At 43.4% G+C, this 20956-nt stretch carries 17 protein-coding genes; 9 read left to right on the top strand and 8 right to left on the bottom strand.

Annotation, left to right across the window (positions count from 1 at the left end; all coding sequences use genetic code 11):
- Positions 1-27: 27 nt before the first annotated feature.
- Positions 28-3261 carry a SusC/RagA family TonB-linked outer membrane protein gene (locus G9X63_RS01980; protein WP_252623732.1) on the bottom strand — a complete coding sequence of 1078 codons (3234 nt, stop codon included), beginning with the start codon at positions 3259-3261 and terminating at the stop codon, positions 28-30.
- A 493-nt stretch (positions 3262-3754) separates the two neighbouring features.
- On the opposite strand from G9X63_RS01980, the gene uvrC reads away from it, so the two are divergent.
- On the top strand, positions 3755-5557 hold the full coding sequence (gene uvrC / locus G9X63_RS01975) for an excinuclease ABC subunit UvrC (protein WP_252623729.1): 1803 nt from the start codon (positions 3755-3757) through the stop codon (positions 5555-5557).
- Here the strand turns inward: uvrC and nuoK are convergent.
- From nuoK to G9X63_RS01955, 4 genes are read right to left on the bottom strand one after another with little or no spacing between them, the layout of a single operon-like run.
- The gene (gene nuoK, locus G9X63_RS01970) at positions 5554-5874 is read right to left on the bottom strand and encodes an NADH-quinone oxidoreductase subunit NuoK (RefSeq protein ID WP_338079074.1); all 321 of its coding nucleotides are present in this window, start codon (positions 5872-5874) and stop codon (positions 5554-5556) included. The genes uvrC and nuoK overlap by 4 nt on opposite strands.
- A complete protein-coding gene (locus tag G9X63_RS01965) occupies positions 5852-6358 on the bottom strand; it encodes an NADH-quinone oxidoreductase subunit J family protein (RefSeq protein WP_252623726.1) in 507 nt (168 codons plus the stop codon). Before G9X63_RS01965 ends, nuoK begins: the two co-directional genes overlap by 23 nt.
- On the bottom strand, positions 6355-7041 hold the full coding sequence (locus G9X63_RS01960) for a 4Fe-4S binding protein (RefSeq protein WP_252623725.1): 687 nt from the start codon (positions 7039-7041) through the stop codon (positions 6355-6357). Before G9X63_RS01960 ends, G9X63_RS01965 begins: the two co-directional genes overlap by 4 nt.
- 1 nt (position 7042) lies before the next feature.
- Complete coding sequence (locus G9X63_RS01955; protein WP_252623720.1) at positions 7043-9454, bottom strand: alpha-ketoacid dehydrogenase subunit alpha/beta; 2412 nt, start codon at positions 9452-9454, stop codon at positions 7043-7045.
- A gap of 132 nt (positions 9455-9586) precedes the next feature.
- Between G9X63_RS01955 and G9X63_RS01950 the strand changes: the two genes are divergently transcribed.
- On the top strand, positions 9587-9964 hold the full coding sequence (locus G9X63_RS01950) for a DUF1573 domain-containing protein (protein ID WP_130922808.1): 378 nt from the start codon (positions 9587-9589) through the stop codon (positions 9962-9964).
- Between the two features lie 58 nt (positions 9965-10022).
- Here the strand turns inward: G9X63_RS01950 and G9X63_RS01945 are convergent, their stop codons facing one another.
- Positions 10023-11861, bottom strand: a complete 1839-nt coding sequence (locus G9X63_RS01945; RefSeq protein ID WP_252623717.1) for a hypothetical protein — start codon at positions 11859-11861, stop codon at positions 10023-10025.
- Between the two features lie 2 nt (positions 11862-11863).
- A complete protein-coding gene (locus tag G9X63_RS01940) occupies positions 11864-13654 on the bottom strand; it encodes a 3-keto-alpha-glucoside-1,2-lyase-like domain-containing protein (protein WP_252623714.1) in 1791 nt (596 codons plus the stop codon).
- 146 nt (positions 13655-13800) lie between these two features.
- On the opposite strand from G9X63_RS01940, the gene G9X63_RS01935 reads away from it, so the two are divergent.
- From G9X63_RS01935 to G9X63_RS01905, 7 genes are all read left to right on the top strand, one after another.
- The gene (locus G9X63_RS01935; protein WP_252623709.1) at positions 13801-14856 is read left to right on the top strand and encodes a sensor histidine kinase; all 1056 of its coding nucleotides are present in this window, start codon (positions 13801-13803) and stop codon (positions 14854-14856) included.
- A gap of 1 nt (position 14857) precedes the next feature.
- Complete coding sequence (locus tag G9X63_RS01930) at positions 14858-15610, top strand: LytR/AlgR family response regulator transcription factor (protein WP_252623706.1); 753 nt, start codon at positions 14858-14860, stop codon at positions 15608-15610.
- A gap of 34 nt (positions 15611-15644) precedes the next feature.
- Positions 15645-17138, top strand: coding sequence for a lipopolysaccharide biosynthesis protein (locus G9X63_RS01925; protein WP_252623703.1), 1494 nt, complete (start codon positions 15645-15647; stop codon positions 17136-17138).
- Positions 17135-17464 (top strand): hypothetical protein, encoded by a 330-nt coding sequence (locus tag G9X63_RS01920; protein WP_130894925.1) that lies wholly within the window; start codon positions 17135-17137, stop codon positions 17462-17464. Before G9X63_RS01925 ends, G9X63_RS01920 begins: the two co-directional genes overlap by 4 nt.
- Entirely contained in the window at positions 17461-17751 is a 291-nt protein-coding gene (locus G9X63_RS01915; protein ID WP_252623700.1) for a cell division protein ZapA, read from the top strand. The genes G9X63_RS01920 and G9X63_RS01915 overlap by 4 nt, the downstream gene beginning before the upstream one ends.
- Before the next feature lie 57 nt (positions 17752-17808).
- The gene (gene rny, locus G9X63_RS01910) at positions 17809-19392 is read left to right on the top strand and encodes a ribonuclease Y (protein WP_130894923.1); all 1584 of its coding nucleotides are present in this window, start codon (positions 17809-17811) and stop codon (positions 19390-19392) included.
- 62 nt (positions 19393-19454) lie between these two features.
- A complete protein-coding gene (locus G9X63_RS01905) occupies positions 19455-19886 on the top strand; it encodes a GNAT family N-acetyltransferase (RefSeq protein WP_252623697.1) in 432 nt (143 codons plus the stop codon).
- A 50-nt stretch (positions 19887-19936) separates the two neighbouring features.
- On the opposite strand, the gene bioB is transcribed toward G9X63_RS01905, so the two are convergent.
- Positions 19937-20956: a biotin synthase BioB gene (bioB, locus tag G9X63_RS01900; protein ID WP_223131123.1), complete on the bottom strand. Its 1020-nt coding sequence runs from the start codon at positions 20954-20956 to the stop codon at positions 19937-19939.

The raw sequence follows: 20956 nt of genomic DNA, 5'->3' as shown, positions 1-20956 counted from the left end.
TTATTCATTAATTATGGCTATTGCTAATTAAAAAGTCAAGTTGATTGATGCGTTGAATGAACGAGTCACTGGGTAGTTACCCACATCAATACCAAATCCTGTATCTGCAGCACCACCTACACCTGGATCTAAACCTTTGTACTTAGTTAAAGTCAAGATGTTGTTAGCAGATAAAGTAAACTTCGCACGCTTGATACCTAACTTAGAAGTATAAGCTTTAGGAATGTTGTATCCTAATGATACGTTCTGAATACGTAAGTAATCACCATTCTCTACATACCAAGAGTTTGCAGCAGCTGAAGTGGACATGTTAGAAGCTGATTCCCAAATAGGAGCAGCAGCGCTATTTCCTAACTCTGGAGTCCATGATTGCTTCGCACGCTCACCTTTACCTGATCCTTCAAACGTTCCGAAGAAGTCTGTAAACCACTTAGATTGGTTCCAGATTTTGTTACCTGCAGATGCATATAAATACGTTGCAAATTCAAAATCTTTGTAAGTTAAACCTACATTGATACCACCTGTGTAAGTTGGTACTGGAGAACCTAAGAAAGTACGGTCATCAGTCGTGATTTTACCATCACCATTGATATCAGCATAACGGAAACGACCTACACCTGAACCATCTTGTGCTGGAGCAGCAGCTACTTCAGCAGCTGAGTTGAAGTATCCAATTACTTGGTATCCGTAGAATGAAGATAGAGAACGACCTACTTCCATACGTACTGGAGTGATTCCACGGAATGCACCACCTGTTAAGTTCGTGATACCTGGAGCAAATGCAACAATTTCGTTCTTTAAGAATGAATTGTTCAATGTTAATTCATACTTCAAATCTGAAGTGATGTTTCCACGGTTAATGATTTGGAAATCAATACCTTGGTTACGCATCTTAGCAACGTTTACTGAAGGTGCAGAAGCAGATGGTCCTACTACCGCTGGAAGAGGCACGTTGAATAATAAATCACGTGTATCTTTTCTCCAAACGTCTAATACGATTTCCCACTTACCATTGTAAAGGGTTGCATCAAAACCAATATTGGCTGTTTCTGAAGTCTCCCACTTCGCAGCTGGGTTACCGATACGAGAACGGAAATATCCTTCGTTCGCTCCTGATGATTGACCATCAATTGGATAGAATGAGTTACCACGGTTAGCAGCATATAAAGAGAACTGGTTAGCAGGGTCTACGTTATTCGAGTTACCCATTAAACCCCAACCACCACGGATTTTTAAATCAGAGATAGCAGGAAGATCCTTCATAAATTCTTCAGATGTTACTCTCCAAGCAGCAGATACTGCAGGGAAGATACCATAACGATTCTCAGAACCGAAACGAGATGATCCGTCACGACGAACAACTCCAGTTACATAGTACTTCTCATTGAAGTTATAATCTAACTTAGAGAATAAAGAGTAGAAATTAACACCAGAATACAAACCTGAGTTAACTACAGGTGACTGTACAGATGATAAAGTTACGAAATCCGTATCCATTGAGAATGGATTGATACCTGAACCTGAGATCTGACGACCAGCTCCTGTATTCAATGCTTCCATACCAATTAACGCATTTAAACCATGCTTTCTCCACTTCGTTTTGTAAGCAGCTGTGTTAGTAAAAGTATAAGCAAAGTTATAACCTGAACCTTCACCGAATGAATCTGAAGCCTCTGGCTCAGAATCTCCTAAATACTTGAAGTTATAGTCCTTGTAACCATATCCTGAGTAATTACCACCCAATGAAGATTTGATAATTAAATCCTTGATTGGCTCGTACTCTACGTAAACATTACCAAATGCAGAGGCATTGTAGTTGTTATCTTTCGAGTTATTACGCATGATCTGACGAACTGGGTTACGAGGGTTGTTAAAACCTGCAGCCTTAGTAGATGCAAAGCTTCCGAACTCATCGTATACTGGAATAGCTGTAGGCATACGGTAAGCAGATAAGATTACTGATTCATCACCAGCTACACCTAATCCGTTGTTACCACCTGCTTGTCCACGTACTGAACGATACGTAAATTGTAAGTTCTCACCTACACGTACTTTCTTACCTAAATCGAATTCAGAGTTGAAACGTGCTGAATAACGCTTGAAATCATTCTCGATCAAGATACCTTGTTGCTCTTGTCCAGATAAACCTAAGTAGAAACGACCTTTGTCAGTTCCACCTTGGATACCTAATGAGTGACGCATAGTAGAACCGAAACGAGTAATTTCATCATACCAGTTAGTACCAGCCTTATTTGTTTTGATTACGAAAGTAGTCAAAGGATTAGCTGCATAAGCTGCTTGAGCTGCTGCCATATCACCAGAGTTCACACCATTTGCGCCGTTGAAGTGCAAGTAAGTAGGTAATGAAGCTTGCGCTGAAGTACCATACTGAGGGTGAGTATAAGCTACTGCCGTTCCGTTAGCCGCCGCATTGTTACGGTAACCTACGTGAGTCCAGTCTGCTTGCTCTTGAGGAGTTAACATTTTTGCTACACCACCTACGTTAGGATCAGTACCACCGTACAATCCATCATAAGTAACTGTTATACCTTTGTTACGTGAACCACGCTTCGTAGTATAAACGATTACACCGTTCGCTGCACGCGCACCATAGATAGAAGCTGCTGCCGCATCCTTAAGGACCGTAGTAGACTCGATATCATCTGGAGAAAGGAAATCTGTTGTTCCTACTGGAACTCCATCCACTACATACAATGGTTCGTTACCACCAAATGCGCCGAAACCACGTACACGGATGATACTTGCAGTACCTGGTTGTCCGTTCGTGATCAAAGTAACACCGGCTACACGACCTTGTAATTGTTGCTCTACGTTACCTGAAGGTGCGATTTGCAAATCCTTCGCTTTAACGATAGAAGCAGCAGCAGTTGACTCTTTCTTGTTCGTTACTGAGTAACCTGTTACGATTACCTCATCTAACTGAGAATTGTCTTCTGCTAATGTTACATTAATAGAAGATTGAGAACCTACTGTAATGGATTGAGACTTGTAACCTACAGCTGTAATGTTTAAAACAGCTGTTGCAGATTTAACAGTTACAGAGAATGCACCGTTAACATCTGTAGTAGCTCCTGTGTTTGTTCCTTTTACTAAGATACTTACACCTGGAATTCCCTGAGAATCTGTCCCAGAGACTTTACCTGTAACCTTACGGTCTTGGGCAAATGACGAGAAGCTCCCTAACATTACTATCGCTAGCAAAAGAAGGCCTCGTAGACTTTGGTAAAAATTGTTTTTCATAATAAAGATTAAGTTAGTTTTAAATTAAATTTTGGGTTTCATGTGTTAAAGTTCGATATGCCTCCTTTCTGATAATGGTTGATAATTCATTTTAAGCTTTTAAATAGGTTTATTCGTCAAACAAATTCTTCAAATAATACAACACAGGGCAGGAAACGATTCGGAAATAGAATACCTTTCTTAACTATGCTACACTATTACATACAGCCAAATATGTCCAATTCTTACAACCTGCACAAGTTTTCACTCGATATTTTTTCATTTTTTTTATTTTAAATAGAAATATTCTCTTAATAGGCCCTCAGGAGGCCTATTTCATCATTTGAATACAATAAAGAACAAGTCATTGGTCGGCAGAAAAGCTGTTTTTGTCGTGATTTAGATGTTCCTTAACCCACGCATAATAACGTATTAATCTGGGCTTAATCAAGAAAGAGTCACCTTAGATAATTACAAAAAATACAAAGAAGAGAATTTTGCTTAATTTTGGCCTATGTCCACCTTTGACCCTAAATCTATCCTTCCCTCTTTACCCGAAGATCCGGGGGTTTACCGCTACTTTGATGAAGCGGGAACCATTATTTATATAGGAAAGGCCAAGAATTTAAAGAACCGGGTTAGCTCGTATTTCACGAATACAAAAGGAAAGGACAATAAGACAAGGCGACTGGTTTCGCAGATTCGAAAGCTGGAGTTCACGATTGTCCATTCGGAATTTGATGCGTTGCTTTTGGAGAATACGCTTATCAAGCAGTTTCAGCCGAAGTACAATATCCTATTAAGAGACGACAAGACCTATCCGTTTATTTGCTTGACCCGCGAGCGTTTTCCTCGCTTGATGACAGAAAGAAGAATTAATCATTCGTTAGGAACGTTTTTCGGCCCCTATGCGAATCCAAAATTAATGAATGCCCTGCTCGAGATGCTGCACCAGCTGTATCCGCTGCGGACGTGTGCGCTGAATTTAAAAGAATCGCATATCGAGGCGGGAAAATACAAGGTCTGTTTAGAGTACCATATTGGGAATTGCAAAGGACCTTGCGAGGGTTTAGAGCAGGAGGCGCGCTATATGGAGTACATTGATCAAGTGTCGCAGATTTTGAAGGGAAATTACCAGAAGGCGAAGACCTTTTTTATCGCTCAGATGCAAGAAGCCTCCACCCGGCTCGCTTTTGAGCAGGCGCAGGAGTGGAAAGAGAAGTGGCAGTTACTGGAGAACTTCCAGGCGAAGTCGACCGTGGTAAATCCATCGATTCATGATGTGGATGTATTTTCGATGGTGTCCGATGAGTCTTTGGCCTACATTAACTTCATGAAGGTCATTAACGGGACGATTTTGCAATCGCAAACCTGGGAGGTGAAGAAGAAATTAGAAGAGGATGAGGCGGAATTGTTGACGATGTTGATTTGGGAGAAGCGTGATCAGTTTCAGAGTAAGGCCAAAGAAATTATCACCAACATCCCCATGTCGATCGAATTCGAGGGCGCAAAAAATACGCTGCCTAGTCAAGGCGACAAGCGGAAGCTCCTAGATATGTCGCTAAAGAACGTCTTGTACTTCCGAAAAGAGAAAGCGGACCGCAAGGCGGCAGAGGAAAGTGGTGGCGATCGCAAGATGCGCGTGATGATCAAGTTGAAAAACGATTTGCGCCTGAACGACTTGCCTAAACACATCGAATGTTTCGATAACTCGAACTTACAAGGAACGAACCCGGTTTCGGCAATGGTGTGTTTCAAGAATTCGCTGCCGTCGAAAAAGGATTACCGTACCTTCACGCCTAAAACGGTCGAAGGTCCAGATGATTTTGCCACGATGTACGAGGTGATAACCCGTAGATATACCCGCTTGTTGGAAGAAGAAGCTGAATTGCCTGATTTGATTATTGTCGATGGAGGAAAGGGGCAGTTAAGTTCCGCTTGCGATGCTTTGAAAGCGATCGGATTGTACGGCCAAATCCCTATTATCGGCATCGCGAAGCGTTTAGAAGAGATTTATTTCCCAGAGGATAGCTTACCTCTCTATATAGATAAAAAATCGGAGTCGCTGAAACTGATTCAACAGTTGCGGGATGAGGCGCACCGGTTTGGGATTACGGCGCATAGAAATAAGCGGAGCAAAAACTTCATCGTGTCGCAATTGGAGACCATGGATGGAATTGGGAAATTGACGGCGGCTAAGTTGTTGAAAGCTTTTGGGACGGTGGCGCAGCTGAAGGAGGCGTCTGAAGAGGATTTGGCCAAAGTCCTAGGCAAAATGAAAGCCCTCCAATTCAAAAAGCAATTAGAAAATCTCTAGTATTCTGATTTGAACTGATCCACTTCGATCGCGCGGTAGTTTCGGTAGACTTCCAAAATAATCGCTAAAGCGATCGCCATCTCGCACACACCCACCACTAACACGAAAATACTCAGATACAAGCCTTGCAAGGAAGGATCATTTTTAGAAAAAGCGACCAAGTTCAAATTAGCCGCGTTCAAAATCAATTCAATTCCCATCAACACGAAAATCGTATTCTTTTTCACTAGCAAAATCGATATTCCCGTCGCAAACAGAAACGCAGACACCCACAAGAAATAGATTACCGGAATATCAGTCATGGTTCTTCGCGACAAAAGTGGCGCCTATTAAGGCAATCAATAAAAACACGCCTGCTAATTCGAAAGGAAAGGCATATTCGGTCAATAAGCCTAGACCTACTTCTTTCAATTTAGAATCACCGGTCACCGGCAAATTATTGATCCAAGGTCCTTTCGTGAATAACCAGAAAAGGCCTAAGAAAAAAGATAATCCAATCGAAAAAGGCAACAATCGACCTGATTCCCGCGTCATCAAGTGATTCTTTCCGGTAGCTGGGTCCGTTTGATTGGTTAACATAATCCCGAATAGAATCAGAATCAGCACCCCTCCCACATACACTAACAAGTGCGCGACCGCTAAAACGTCCGCATAAGCTAAGACATATAATCCGGCTAAACCAAGCATCGTTAAGAACATGGCCAAAGCCGCATGCAGCAGATTCTTCGTCCACAACATCGACAACGCGCTTCCGCAGGTCAACATGGCTAATACCAAGAATGCGATCACAAGCGGGCTCATTCGGCGTCAGGTTTAGGCTTCGGTTTAAAACTAGGCTTAAAGGCGGGCTTGAAGGCTGGTTTAGGAGTAGCAGGTTTTTCCTCCGTAGAGTCAGTCGTCGGTTCTGCCGATTTCGCTGCCTCTTTCGCTGCTTCTTTTTCCGCTACAAATTGCTCGTACAACGCGCGCTTTTCAGCCGCTTGTTCCGGAGTCAGATTCGCGAATTCAAAATTATGTTCCTTCACATCGAAAACGGAGAAATCGTATTCCGAGGTCATCGTCAAACATTCGGTCGGACAAACGGTGGTACAAAGGCCGCAGAAGCAGCATTTGGACATGTCTATATCGAATTTCGCGGCGTATAAACGAATGGGCGAGCCGTCAGAAGCTGTTCCCACTAAACCCGTTGCTTTGATAGGATCGATTTCGATGCAGTCCACCGGACAGACTTTCACACATTTATCACAGACGATGCAATCATCCATTTCGTTGTGCAATTGGTAGCGCCCGTTAACGGGAGTGGGTATTTGTTGCTGCGGGTATTGAAGTGTGACAATACCTGCCTTTTGATTAAAATAATCAGGATCTTGAATATTTTGGATGCTGCGTTGATTCCGAGCGGCCCAGGCATGCTTCCACGTCAAAGCCATCCCCTTTCGAGTACTCTGAATTCCATCCCAAATAGCCTGAAAATACGCTTTCATCTTAAAAATAGATAGCTGGATAGGTCGACGGATCCGATTCCCGCATGATTTCGTAGACGGCATCCACGACATTCTCGGTGTTAGGCTTAGAGAAATAATCTCCATCCGAACTGTAAGCTGGTCGGTGAGCCGTTGCCGCGATACAAACGGCTGGACTTTCTAACCAGGTAAAGGCTCCTTGTTTATCTAAGACCTCCTGCATCATATAAGCAGATGCTCCACCCGGCATATCTTCATCTGCGAAAATCACGCGGTGGGTCTTTTGAATCGAAGCTAAAATACTGTGGTGGCGATCAAATGGTAATAGAGTTTGGGCATCGATCACCTCTACGGAAATTCCTAGTCCCGCTAACGTCTCCGCCGCTTCCATCACAATTCGACACATTGAACCATACGTTACGACCGTAAGGTCTGTACCCTCGCGCAATATTTCAGGGATACCAAGTGGCACCTCGATTTCTGTTAAATTAGACGGCATAGGCTCTTTCAAACGATATCCGTTCAAGCATTCGATCACAATTCCCGGATCATCGCCCTTTAAAAGCGTGCGGTACATCCCAGCTGCCTGCGTCATGTTACGAGGAACGCAGAAATGCACGCCGCGTAAACCGTTGATTAAAACGGCCATAGGGCTTCCAGAATGCCAAATACCCTCCAAGCGATGACCCCTCGTACGAAGAATCATGGGGGCTTTTTGACCACCTGCAGTACGGTAATGTAAACAAGCCCAGTCATCCGATAACACGGGGAATGGATAGAATATGTAATCCAAATACTGAATCTCGACTATCGGTCGCAAACCACGCATCGAAGCACCGATTCCCTGGCCTACAATACTTACTTCGCGAATACCCGTATCGGTCACTTTCAGCGGCCCAAATTTCTCTTGTAATCCAGCTAGCGTTTGATTCACATCCCCTATTTTCCCTACGTCTTCGCCGAGAATAAATACACGTGGATCTTCTAAAAACTGCGAAAATGCCTTATTAAGAATTTCCCTTCCATCTACTAAAACGGGTTCTTTTTCATACGTCGGTTTCACGCCTTGAATCAACAACGGAGACTCATCCGACTCACTCATTTGATGTGAGCTGAAACGTCTTCTGTTTAATTTTTCGAGGTCATCTAACCACTTGCGCAGTAGTTTAACTGCAGGCCCTTGGTAGAATCGAAAAGCGCGCAGGGTCTTACGACCCGCCCGCACTAAATCGCTAAAAATAGGATAAGGCAACGCGTTTAATTCATCGATGATGGGCTGCAATAAACTAGGTTCATTGGTGGATTCTAATAGGTTTTTCGCGATGCGTAAAAAACCCTTTTTATCTACCTCAACCGAAGCCATATAGGCAGCAAAGGCTTCTTTCTGGTACTTGCGCGCTAACACAACTGCCTCGTCGTCGATGACTTTTAATTGCTCTTCGGAGGCTATATTTTCAGCTAAAACCCATTGACGGAACAACACGTTACAATCAGCTTCTAATTCCCAAGCTAAGCGTTCCGCTGATTTGTAGCGTTCGTGAGAACCGGAAGCCGAGTGACCTTGTGGTTGCGTACATTCGATGACGTGAACTAAGCACGGAACAAAGTCCTTGCGTGCTAATTCTGCCGCCTTTTGATAGGCCGCCACTAAACCGGGATAATCCCAGGCTTTCACTTGAATTATTTCTAATCCTTTCTCCTGCTCGTTACGCTGATAACCCGCTAGAGCCTTCGAAATAGATGATTTTGTCGTTTGAAACTCAATAGGAACCGAGATACCATAGCCATCATCCCAGACCGAAAATACGATCGGAATTTGTAACACACCGGCAGCGTTAATACATTCCAAAAACATACCTTCAGATGTGGATGCATCCCCTATCGTGGTGAAACAAACTTCCTGACCCTGTTTAGAGAAAAGTGCTTCATGATCTTTCAAATCAGCCCTTTCACGGTACATTTTAGAGGCGTAGGCAATGCCCAAAGCACGGGGTATTTGGCCCGCTGTGGACGAAATTCCGGCCACGGTATTGTATCGAGAGGTCTGATCTAGCCATTTACCGTCCTCATCTAACCAGCGAGTGGCGTGGTGATTATTCATCTGACGTCCACCTGAATGTGGGTCAAATTGAATATCGGGATGACCGTATAGTTGCGCAAAGTACTGTGGCCAGGTTAAATCCCCGATGGCGGCACCAATCGTTTGATCTCTGTAATAACCCGAAATGTAGTCTCCAGGGCGCATAGACCGCGCTAAAGCGATTTGGCATAACTCTTTTCCATCTCCATAAATACCAAACTTCGCCCGGCCAGAAAAGACCTCTTTACGCACTAAAAGACTACAAGCGCGGCTAATAACAGCCAAGCGATAGTCTTCGAGCACCTGGGCAGGATCGAATGAATGTGGAGGATTAGAAAAAATAAATGAATTCAAATGCTTGGTCTTATTAAACACGTAAAAATACAACAAAATCCTGGGCGTACAAACAGAATCCGGACAAGAAACTTGTCGAAATCTTTTATTGTTTATAGATTTGAACCGTATATAAAACCAATGAAATTAGATATGAAAAAATTAATCGCCCTATTTGCGCTTGTTTTAGGCTTTGCCTTCAGTTCGAACGCACAAGGTGTTTTGAAATTCAAACAAGAAAAACACGATTTTGGTACCATCACAGAAGGAACAGTAGCTACTTATAGCTTCGAGTTCACCAATACCGGAAAAACGCCGGTCGTTATTTCTAATGTTCAACCTTCTTGCGGCTGCACCACTCCAGATTGGACTAGAGAGCCTATTATGCCAGGCAAAACAGGTAAAGTTACAGCAGCATACAATTCGGCTGGTCGCCCAGGCAACTTTAATAAAACGGTTACGGTTATTAACAATGGCCAAGTTTCCCAAATCGTTTTAGCGATTCAAGGAAGTGTTGCAGCGAAGAGATAATCTCGATCGACATTAATCCTAAAAAAAGCTCTCTGCGATAAACAGAGAGCTTTTTTATTTAGTCGTGGTTCTTAAGACTTTCTGTTTCACGCAGCCCATTAATCCAGCCTGCAATTTTCAGCACATCCGACTTGGGCACGTGACTCATCGGTGCCATTTCGGTAGCGAAGTCCGGCCAGTTTTGCGGGTTAGGCTTATATACTAACTCTAAAATCTTCTGATTTGAATAATTACGCTTAGCGATTTCCGTAAAGGCAGGGCCTATTAATTTACTGTCTTTCGCATGGCAAGCAGAGCACGTATGTTTCTTCAATAGACCCGCAATCCCTAATTCATAGCCCATTGAGTTTTTAACGGTGCGAGCTGTCACTTTCGTTTTGATTTCCGCCTCAGGTGACGCCGCCACTAAAGCAGGCCCCGCAGGAATTTCATTCAAAGTATAATAAGCCGTCTCGTGCAACAAAGGCTCCCCTTTATCATTCAACACCCCTTTCAGCGTAAATTCATGAATGAAGAAGCGGCGAATTCCATCGATGGAAATGCGGACTTTCTTGCGATCAGCTGACACTTCCACCCCTTTGATTTTCAAGTCTTTTAATTCGATAATCGGGCTACCATACTGGTGTTGGTATTTGTATATATACGACCGAATCGCATAGGAAGCGGCTTTCTTCACGGAATTCACATCGACTGGCTGTGTAAAGCTGAACTCAAAACCATCTGACTTCGCCTTAATCATATCGATTTCAAATGGCACATTGCCATTCCAAAACAAACGTTGCAAACCAAAATCATCCTTCCCCGTACTTCCCCATCCACGGGAGGTCATTCCTACGAACATGCTGCCATCTAAGCCAAAACGTTCGCGCAAAATACCTGACTGGAATCCCTCGCGGTAGTTGATGGCAAAACCTTGGTAAACGCCATTCACTTTCTCTAGCCCCATACGCATCACTTTGGATTGTCCTTGGTCTGCAACGAAATACTGACCAGGGAATGGACTAAACTTACCCTTAGTGGTGTCTTGCAATATGTCTGAAGTAGAAATCCCCATAATCGCATGAGGGAACCAAACAGCCGGCAATTTGATCTTCGGATTTTTCTTCGCCGCCTCGAACATAGGTAAACCATTATCTTGAATCTCTTCTAAGCCAAGTTTCAAGGTGCTATTGGGTTCTTTCGCCCATTTAAGCCCACCTGGGTTTCCTGCAAAGTCTCCTTTTGCTAAGTGCGTGACACGACCAGAACCGACCCAGTCTCCCTGGTTTTCGCCGTAGAACAGATCGCCTTCTTCGTTAAAGCTATAACCCGCTGGAGAACGCAAACCACCTGCAAAAGGCTCTAATTTACCATCTGGAGTGATTTTTACGAACCAGCCTCGCCATTTGGAAAACTTACCTTCGCCAAAACCCACCCACGCTAAATTCAAACTCACCCACATATCCCCGTTCTTATCGATTACGGGACCATAGGTATATTCGTGGTAGTTTCCGGACAAATCAAATTGATAGATCGGCTCATATAAATCCGCCACTCCATCGCGATCCGTGTCTGAAATTTTCGTCAACTCCCCGCGTTGCGAGCAATAAAATGCCCCATCCTTGTAGGCAAGGCCTAACACTTCGTGCAAACCACTCGCAAACCGACGGTAATAGGTTTGGTGACTTGTTTTTTGGTAAGGATTCTCCACGATCCAAATCTCCCCTCTCCGCGTACTGACCGCCAAACGGCCATCCGGCATCGTAGCTAATCCTCCTACCTCTAAATAGATCTCTTTCGGGATGGGAAGGGTTTTTATTTCGTAATAATCTTGCTCCTTTTTAGGAGCTGGTTTTGTCTGGGCAAAGGCACCTAGGGCCAATGCGAACAATAAAATAAAGGCTGTATATTTTTTCATCGTTACCAAATCAAGTCATAAGTGAATTGCGCCCCTGTAAATGGCACACGAATTTGTTGTGCGCCGGAAGCTATTTTCAAAAGTTCTGCCGCAGCCCCTTTCCATTCCATAAAATTACCCGGCTGAGAAGCCAAGCCATTTTGCAAAATAGACAAATGATGACCCGTGGCTAATACCGCTTCCACATCGGTTTTCTGCGGACTTGCTCCTACCAAGGTCAACGTACGCTTTAATCCATTTCCCGCCGGCTGTATGCGGTCTTCAACGCGCAATTTCGCCGCAGTCCACTCGTACATAAAGATGGGACGACCCGCCTCTAAACGGTAGCCTTTATAGACTAAATCCGTTGAATCTGCTTGTGCTTGATGCGCTAAGGCTAAGGGGAATTTTCCATCTTGAACGACCGTTAAACCGAGAGGCTCAGAAGTCTGAGGCTCGCCTCGGTTATCCCACATTTGGGTGGCATCTAAGAATTTACCCCGCCAAACCTGGAGAATCGCGCCTTGCTTTAAGTCGTAGCTATAATGCAATCCCGCAGGATCTCCCACGTGAATCACGTGCGTCTTCTTCTTCCCTAAATGAAAGGCAAACGAACGTTGTAAAACGGGTTCTGCATTCGCTTTTACCTCGATCAGGCCTACCGCATCTGGATCCAATAACGACGTTCTTTCATGAAGTGAAACTAGACGAGAACCGATGCGCTTCACGTTTAACCCTAAAGCCTTAGGTCCCCAAGGGAAATCCTTGATGTGAACAATCTCTAGGTGATGCTTGCCTGCTTTCAAAAAAGTAGAGGCCGGCACCATTTCGTTAAACCAATGCGCGCCTTTATTCAAGACGACACCATCCACTTTCAATTCGCCAGAGCCTGTCCAAAAGGTTTGAAACTCATACGTATCATCCTCTGGAATGCTTAATTCTGCCTTGTAATGAATCAAATAATCATTGTTCACTGGAATGACGCGATAGGTCAAAGCGGGCAATTTGCCAGACGAAACCGGCTTGGTAGACGGGATAATTGGGTCTGTAAATTTGCCCGTGTAATAGTCATAAGAAACCTCACCAAGAGAGGCTGTAGGCTTTTCGTAAGTTTCAAAACGCAGATTTCTAAAGGCAATCGGGCCGTGATCGCCTTGAATTAAGATAGGGCCAAAGGGCGCTTCTTTATCAAAAATTGCACCGCGCGTCATCCCAGAAACTTCAATATTTTCCTGTACTAAAATGCCATTTAAAATCACTTTCTTAAAAATGGCATTCGCGATTTTTTTACCATTCGCATCGAAACGAGGGGCCTGAAAATCAATTTCTAAGGTTTGCCAAAGGCCGGGAGCTTTACTCGCATTTTGGCGTGGCGCATAACCTTCGTAACCTTCTTTTCCTTTTCCACGCGAATCATCCCAACGCTCATATATACCTCCGCAATCACTGTATTTCACAGTTTTCTTTCCCCAAGAATCATACAACTGCACTTCGTAACGACCTTGCATGTAAATACCTGAATTCATACCCTTAGGCAACATAAAGTCGACTAACAGGCGAATATCTCCATGCTGCATTTTGGACTTCAAATCATCTGTGCGATGGTATTTACCGCCTCTGAGCGTATTCACTAAAACGCCTTGGCCGGGACTTACCTGAAATGCGGTATCTGAATAGGTAGAAAACACGGCCTGTTCAATCGTCCAATTCTGACTGGGTTGATCAAAAGCAGCTAAATCTGTGAGGGGAATCGATTGCTGAGCCCAAACGCAAAAGGGCGTGGCGAACAGCAACAAAAGGAGCAATTTCTTCATTTTAAAATAGGTTTTGGACAAATCTACTGAAAACCATTTGGCCTTTTCATCGGCACATTCAGGACGGTGGTAGAAATTTTAATGGAAATATAAGGAAGATTCTCTTAATTTGAATTCGCTGACTTGAAAAAGCAAAATAAAACCCGATGATATATAAGACGTCTCCCTTCAGGAATCTGCTATTGCACCTGTTTTTTTGGGCTTTCCTGATTGCGCTACCCATCCTTTTAGGACCTAATACGAATTCAACTAACCCAGAAGAAATTCGCCGTTCTTATTTTTGGATTTTTTACATGACCAGTTTTACGGTCATCAATATTCCCTTTTTCTATCTAAATACCGAGATCTTACTCCCCAAGTTATTGAGAGCCAAAGGAGTAATCATTTACCTATTAACCCTTATCGGTGCCATTGTTTTCATGCTATGGATTCATGAGGAATTATTTCACTGGGCTTATTCTAATTTCTTCCCAGGCAATCATTCGGGTGGCGGTGCTAGAAGAGGTGCCTTAATGCGGATGATCTTCCAATTGTTGTTTTATGCCGCAATTGGTACTTCCTATCGATTGATTTCAGACCGAATGAAGGAAGATGAGCAAGTCAAAGAACAGGAGAATGAACGTTTGAAATCTGAGCTCTCTTTTTTGCGCTCACAGATCAGCCCGCATTTCATGTTTAACGTGTTGAATAGCGTCGTTTCTTTGTCCCGCAGAAAGCCTGAAATGGTGGAACCCGTAGTCGTGAAATTATCGGAATTGATGCGCTATATGATTTACGAAACGAATGATTCGATAGTTCCTATCAGTAAAGAATTAGTCTATTTAGAAAGTTATATAGACTTACAGAAGATTCGGTTTGGCGATGATATACAGATTGATTTTAAACATGAATTAGGGCCAAAATCAAGCCATATCGAACCTATGTTATTAATTCCTTTCGTAGAAAATGCCTTTAAACATGGAGTGGGATTCATTGAAAACCCCACCATTGACATCGAATTAAAAGACAGCACCTCTGAATTATTTTTCAGAGTTGCTAATAAAAAAGGGACGGCGATGAACGAGACGAAAGATGAAAGTTCGGGTATCGGACTAACGAACGTGAAACGCCGTTTGGAATTGTTATATCCTACGAATCACCAGTTAGAGGTGAATGATACAGGCTCCGATTTTATCATCACACTCACCATTCAACACCTGTAATATGTCAGAGGAAAATCTAGTAGAAATCCCGGGTAGCATTTTGAAGTGCATGGCAGTGGATGATGAGAGTTTAGCTTTGGATTTAGTTGAAGATAACATCTCCAAAGTTCCTTTTTTGCAACTCGTGAAGCGCTGTCGCAATGCCATGGAGGCAGTAGAATACTTGGAGAATAATCCGGTGGACTTATTGTTTCTGGACATCCAAATGCCCGGAATGACAGGCTTGCAATTTTTAGAAAGTTTGACCACAAAACCGATGGTTATCTTTGTGACGGCCTACCAACAATATGCCTTAGATGGCTTCAATTTAGATGTCATCGACTACGTCTTAAAACCAATCAATTTTGAGCGCTTTTTAAAGGCTAGTCATAAGGCACTTGACTATCACAAGAGCAAGCAAATGCTGAATAAACCGACAGAAGCTCCTAAATTAGAGTTCATTTTCATTCATGCGGATTACTCCTTGATGAAGATTATGCTCGAAGACATTCTCTACATCGAAGGCCTAAAAGACTACATTAAAATCCACCTAAGAACCCAAAAATTCCCGGTTGTCTGCCGCATGACGATGAAGTCAATAGAGGAAAAACTGCCCTCCACGGAATTCATTCGGGTGCACAAATCGTTCATCGTTTCACTCAGCAAGATGGAGTCGATTCGCAGCCAAAAAATCAAAATAGGCGAGAACCACATTCCGATCAGCGAAAGTTATTCTGAGCATTTTTACCAAATCATCGGCTATCAAAAGCAATAAATTGTAACTTTGAGAATTGACCGAACATTCACGCATGTCCATTCTTAAAAAATTAGCTGGCGAAACCCTTTCCTACGGATTCAGTACAATCCTGGGGCGCTCCCTGAATTTTTTATTGGTTTTCATCCATACCGCCGCCTTTATGCCGGCTGCTTTAGGCGTGAACGTGAAGCTCTACGGCTATGTCGCTATTGCTAATATCATCTACACCTACGGAATGGAAACGGCTTATTTTCGCTATGCGAAAGAGGCGCCAGAACGCTATTACAATCTCATTTTAACCGCTATCATCCTCACTTCAGGACTATTTACCCTTGGATTATTTGTCTTTGCTGACCCCTTGATGGCACAACTAGGCTATGAAGGAAAAGGTCAATTCATGCGTTGGTTAGCCTTGATTTTGGCGATCGACGCGGTGACAGCTATTCCTTTCGCGCGTTTAAGATTGGAACGTAAAATTCAATTATTTGTCAAGGCAAAAATCGTTTCCATCCTCCTAAATGTAGGATTGAACCTTTTCTTTTTAGCGCTTTTAAAACCGATGCAGGAAGGTCACTGGGGTCCCGTCTTTTTACAGAATCTCTATTTCCCAAGTATCGGAGCCGGTTATATTTTCCTAGCTAATCTACTTTCAAACGCAAGTCTATTCTATTGGTTACGCTCCTCTTTTACTGATTTCAAGTGGACCTGGGATAGTGCCGAAATGAAAAAATTGTGGGTCTACTCCTACCCCATCATGTTCATGAGTTTAGCGGCGATGTTTAACTTAATGTTCGACCGTTTATTGCTAGAGGAGTTTCTACCTGAAGGATTTTATCCAGGAAGAAGTTCAGAGGACGCCCTAGGAATTTATGGCAACTGCTATAAACTTTCCGTGTTTATGAGTTTAGCCATTCAGGCCTTTAAGTACGCAGCGGAACCTTTCTTTTTAGGCTCAAAATCCGCGGAAAATTCGCCATCAAATTTAGCCCTGGTAAGCCATTGGTTTGTGATTGTTTGTTTGATTTTGTGGGTGGGGGTAAGTGCTAATTTATTCTGGATTCAAGGCTTATTTTTGCGTCAATCTATCTATTGGGAAGGCATCGGGGTGGTGCCCGTTTTATTGCTTGCTAACTTGTTTTTAGGGGTGTATTATACGCAATCGGTTTGGTTTAAAAAGACAAATAAAACCTACATGGGCACGGTGATTACGGTGACTGGACTAGCCGTTACTTTGATTGGGAATGTCATTTTCATCCCTATCTATGGCTATATGGCTTGTGCCTATTCTTTCTTGACTTCAGCCATCGTGATGACTTTATTGTGTTATGTAGGAGGCCAAAAATACGACCCAGCACCCTACCGATGGATGGCAGCCATCGTGTACATTGGTTTAGGTGTGATCGCTATACAGTCTGGCTCTATCTTAGCCAGTTTACAAATTCCGTTATTCATCAGTCAGAACATCGGATTTATTTGTATTTTGGCCTACATTTTACTGAAAGAATTCTCCTGGAAAAACGGGAAACCTAGCTTAACCCTGAAATGAAAAGTGAACTAAAAATGCAATACCTAAACCTCAAGCTGAAGATCAGCGGGATGGTAGCGCGTTTACACGAATTTCAAGGCACCCTCGTCCAAAAACAAGCGGAACTCGAAGATCTCCAACAAAAGCTAGCTCTAAAATCAGAGGAACTGGTTAAAACCCAAAGACGGTTAAAAGAATTGGAGAAAAACTTTAAAAAATCAGATAATTTCGCTAAAATTGTAGCTAGTACAGATAACACAGCAATTCCCAATGCTGAGTTGAAACAAAAGTTAGAAGAATATATTACAAAAATAGATCATTGCATTGACCAATTACGCAATCCATGAATCCTAAAATCCCTTGTAATCTACTGGTAGGCATACAAAGTATCGCCTTAAGGGTTAGTCCGGGTGAAGAGGCTTACGTACGAAATGCAGCATCATTAGTGAACAGACTTGTTCGTTATTACGAACAGCAGACAAATAGTTCAGATCCCGCAGCCGTGATGGCGATGGTGGCACTCGATTTAGCCATGTGTGGTTTGAAATTTGACGCAGAACACAATTCACTCCAGGACGACGTTTTGGAAGAAAATAACGAATTGTTATCACTTGCGGCCGAGTTCACAGTATAATTTTCCTTTTCTTTCGATTTTTCCGGGGACTACTGTATAAACACACATTCGTTCTATATGTCCACTATATTAACTTTTATTATCCCTCTTATTGCTGCGGCTGGAGGTTTATTTGCCGGGAAAGTATTCTACTCGAAAGTAAATAAAAACATCGAAGGGGATGCACAACGCAAAGCGGAAGACATCCTAAAAAATGCAGAAATCTCTGCAGAAAACATCAAGAAAGACCGTATGCTTGAAGCGAAGGAGAACTTCCTACGTCTTCGTGCTGAATTCGAAGAAGAGTCTCAAAACAAAAAGGGAATTCTGTTAGAGAACGAACAAAAACTACGCGAAAAAGAGCGCGTTTTAGCGCAACAAGCGGAGCAACAACGTACGGCTGAACAAGAATTGCATTCTGCAAAACAAAGCGTACAGGCTAAGGAAGAAAATTTCCGTAAGAAACTAGAAGACGTAGAGAAGAAGCGCGAAGAGGCGGAAGCCATGTTAGCGAATCAGATCAGCCAACTAGAGAAAATTGCTGGTCTTTCAGCAGATGAAGCACGCCAACAAATTATGGATGCTTTAAAGGCAGAAGCAGAATCGAAAGCGAGTTCACTAGTGAAACAAGCGATCGAAGAAGCGAAATTAACGGCTACGAAAGAAGCGAAGAAAGTTGTGATCGAAACGATACAACGTACAGCGGCTGAAAACGCGATCGAAAACTGCGTGTCTGTATTCAACATTGAATCAGACGATATCAAAGGTAAAATCATCGGTCGTGAAGGACGTAACATCCGTGCGCTTGAAGCGGCTACGGGTGTGGAATTCATCGTAGATGATACGCCGGAGGCGATTATCATTTCAGGTTTTGATCCAGTTCGCCGAGAGATTGCTCGTTTATCTTTGCACCGTTTGGTACAGGATGGCCGAATTCACCCAGCTCGTATTGAGGAAGTTGTGAATAAGACCCGTAAGAACATCGACGATGAGATCATCGAAATCGGTGAGAAGACCGTGATCGACTTAGGTATTCACGGTTTGCACCCAGAATTAATTAAGATGGTGGGACGTATGCGTTTCCGTTCCTCTTATGGCCAAAACTTGTTACAACACTCTCGCGAGGTCGCGAAACTTTGTGCAACGATGGCTGCTGAATTGGGATTGAATGCGAAACTAGCGAAACGTGCAGGTCTATTGCATGATATTGGTAAAGTTTGGCATGAAGAACCAGAACTTCCTCATGCATTGTTAGGAATGGAGCTGGCTCAGAAATACAAAGAGCATCCTGAAGTATGTAATGCGATTGGGGCTCACCACGATGAGTGCGAGATGACTTCCATGATCTCTCCTATCATTCAGGTGTGTGATGCGATCTCTGGATCTCGTCCAGGTGCACGCCGCGAGATGATGGAGTCGTACATGAAGCGTCTTCGTGATTTAGAAACATTGGCTACCTCATTCGATGGTGTTCAGAAGTGCTATGCGATCCAAGCGGGTCGTGAGCTTCGTATCATGGTCGATTCAGAGAATGTAAGCGATGAAAAAGCGTCTAACTTATCATTTGATATTTCTCAAAAAATCGAGAAAGAGATGCAGTATCCTGGTCAAATCAAAGTAACGGTGATTCGCGAAATGCGCGCCGTGAACTTTGCAAAATAGGATCGAAATCGAGTATATTTATGGCGCCACCCTGCGGGTGGCGCCATTTTTTTTACACTACAATGCTAGAAATAAAATCTCCCCAAACCGACTCCGACTGGAAAGCCTACTACGCCTTGCGCTTTAACGTATTAAGAGAGCCTTGGAACCAACCGCTGGGTTCAGAAGTTTTGGCAGATGAGGACCAAGCTATTCACGCCATAGCAATCGACGATAATGAAGTTTTAGGCGTAGCTCGCATGCACGAATCGGCTGAAAAACAAGGCCAGGTACGCTGCGTAGCTACTGCAACCGCCGCTCAGGGCAAAGGAATTGGAAAAACCATCATGGCTTACTTAGAAAAGAAGGCAATTGAAAAAGGCTGGACTGAAATAGTCTTGGAGGCGAGGGAAAATGCCGTGCCCTTTTATGAGGCAATTGGCTATACGATTGTCGCCGAATCCTATCTATTGTTCGGCGAAATCCAACATTACCGAATGCAGAAAAGCCTATAAAAAAAGCGCTACCTCTTTCGAAATAGCGCTTCAATTATTTTCTGCAAAGACTAGTGCTTGTGTTCTAAGCCTTGTGCACTTGGAATCTGATTAAATTCAATCCCAGATTTACGTGCATCTTTGAACGCTTCCTTCGGCTTGATGCTCAAGATTTGGAATAATTCCGCATCTGATTTCGTATCCGGATTAGGCGTCGTCAATAAGACATCACCAGAGAAGATCGAATTTGCACCTGCCATAAAGCAGAAAGCCTGGCCTTCGTAGTTTAATTCTAAACGCCCCGCTGATAAACGAACCGCTGACTTGGGCATCATGATTCGAGCAGTAGCGATAACGCGCACTAGATCCCAAACAGAGGCTGTCTTTTGATTCTCAAAAGGTGTTCCCTCTACTGGAACTAGATTGTTTACCGGAACTGATTCTGGATGCTCTGGCAAATTCGCTAACGTCAAAAGCATTCCAATGCGATCTCCCGCACTTTCACCCATTCCTATGATACCACCTGAACAAACAGATAATTTTGCTTTACGTACGTTGCCTAGCGTCTCTAAGCGATCATCGTAGGTACGCGTTGAGATAACATCATCGTAATATTCCTCACTCGTATCGATATTGTGGTTGTAGGCATAAAGACCCGCATCCTTTAATTTCTGCGCCTGCTCTTCAGATAACATGCCTAACGTACAGCAAACTTCCATGCCTAAGGAATTCACGCCTTTAACCATATCTAGTACACGGTCAAAGTCCTTGTTATCACGCACCTCGCGCCAAGCCGCTCCCATACAGAAACGAGAACTACCACTGTCTTTCGCGCGGTTTGCTGCTTGAATAACCTCCTCATATGGAAGTAATTTTTGCACCTTCACATTTGTGTGGTAACGAGCTGCCTGCGAGCAATAAGAACAATCCTCTGGGCAACCACCCGTTTTGATGGAAAGCAAGGTCGAGATTTGGACCTCATTCGGGTCAAAATTCTCGCGGTGCACTGTCGCCGCTTGATAGACCAAATCCAAAAAGGGTTGGTTGTATATTTTTTCTACCTCTTCCCGAGTCCAATTATTACGTACCAT

It is taken from the genome of Aquirufa antheringensis (assembly GCF_023921165.1).
GTDB classification, from domain to species: Bacteria; Bacteroidota; Bacteroidia; order Cytophagales; family Spirosomataceae; genus Aquirufa; species Aquirufa antheringensis.
Note: the sequence above shows the minus strand (reverse complement) of the source record. Positions and strands in the feature narration are given on the sequence as shown.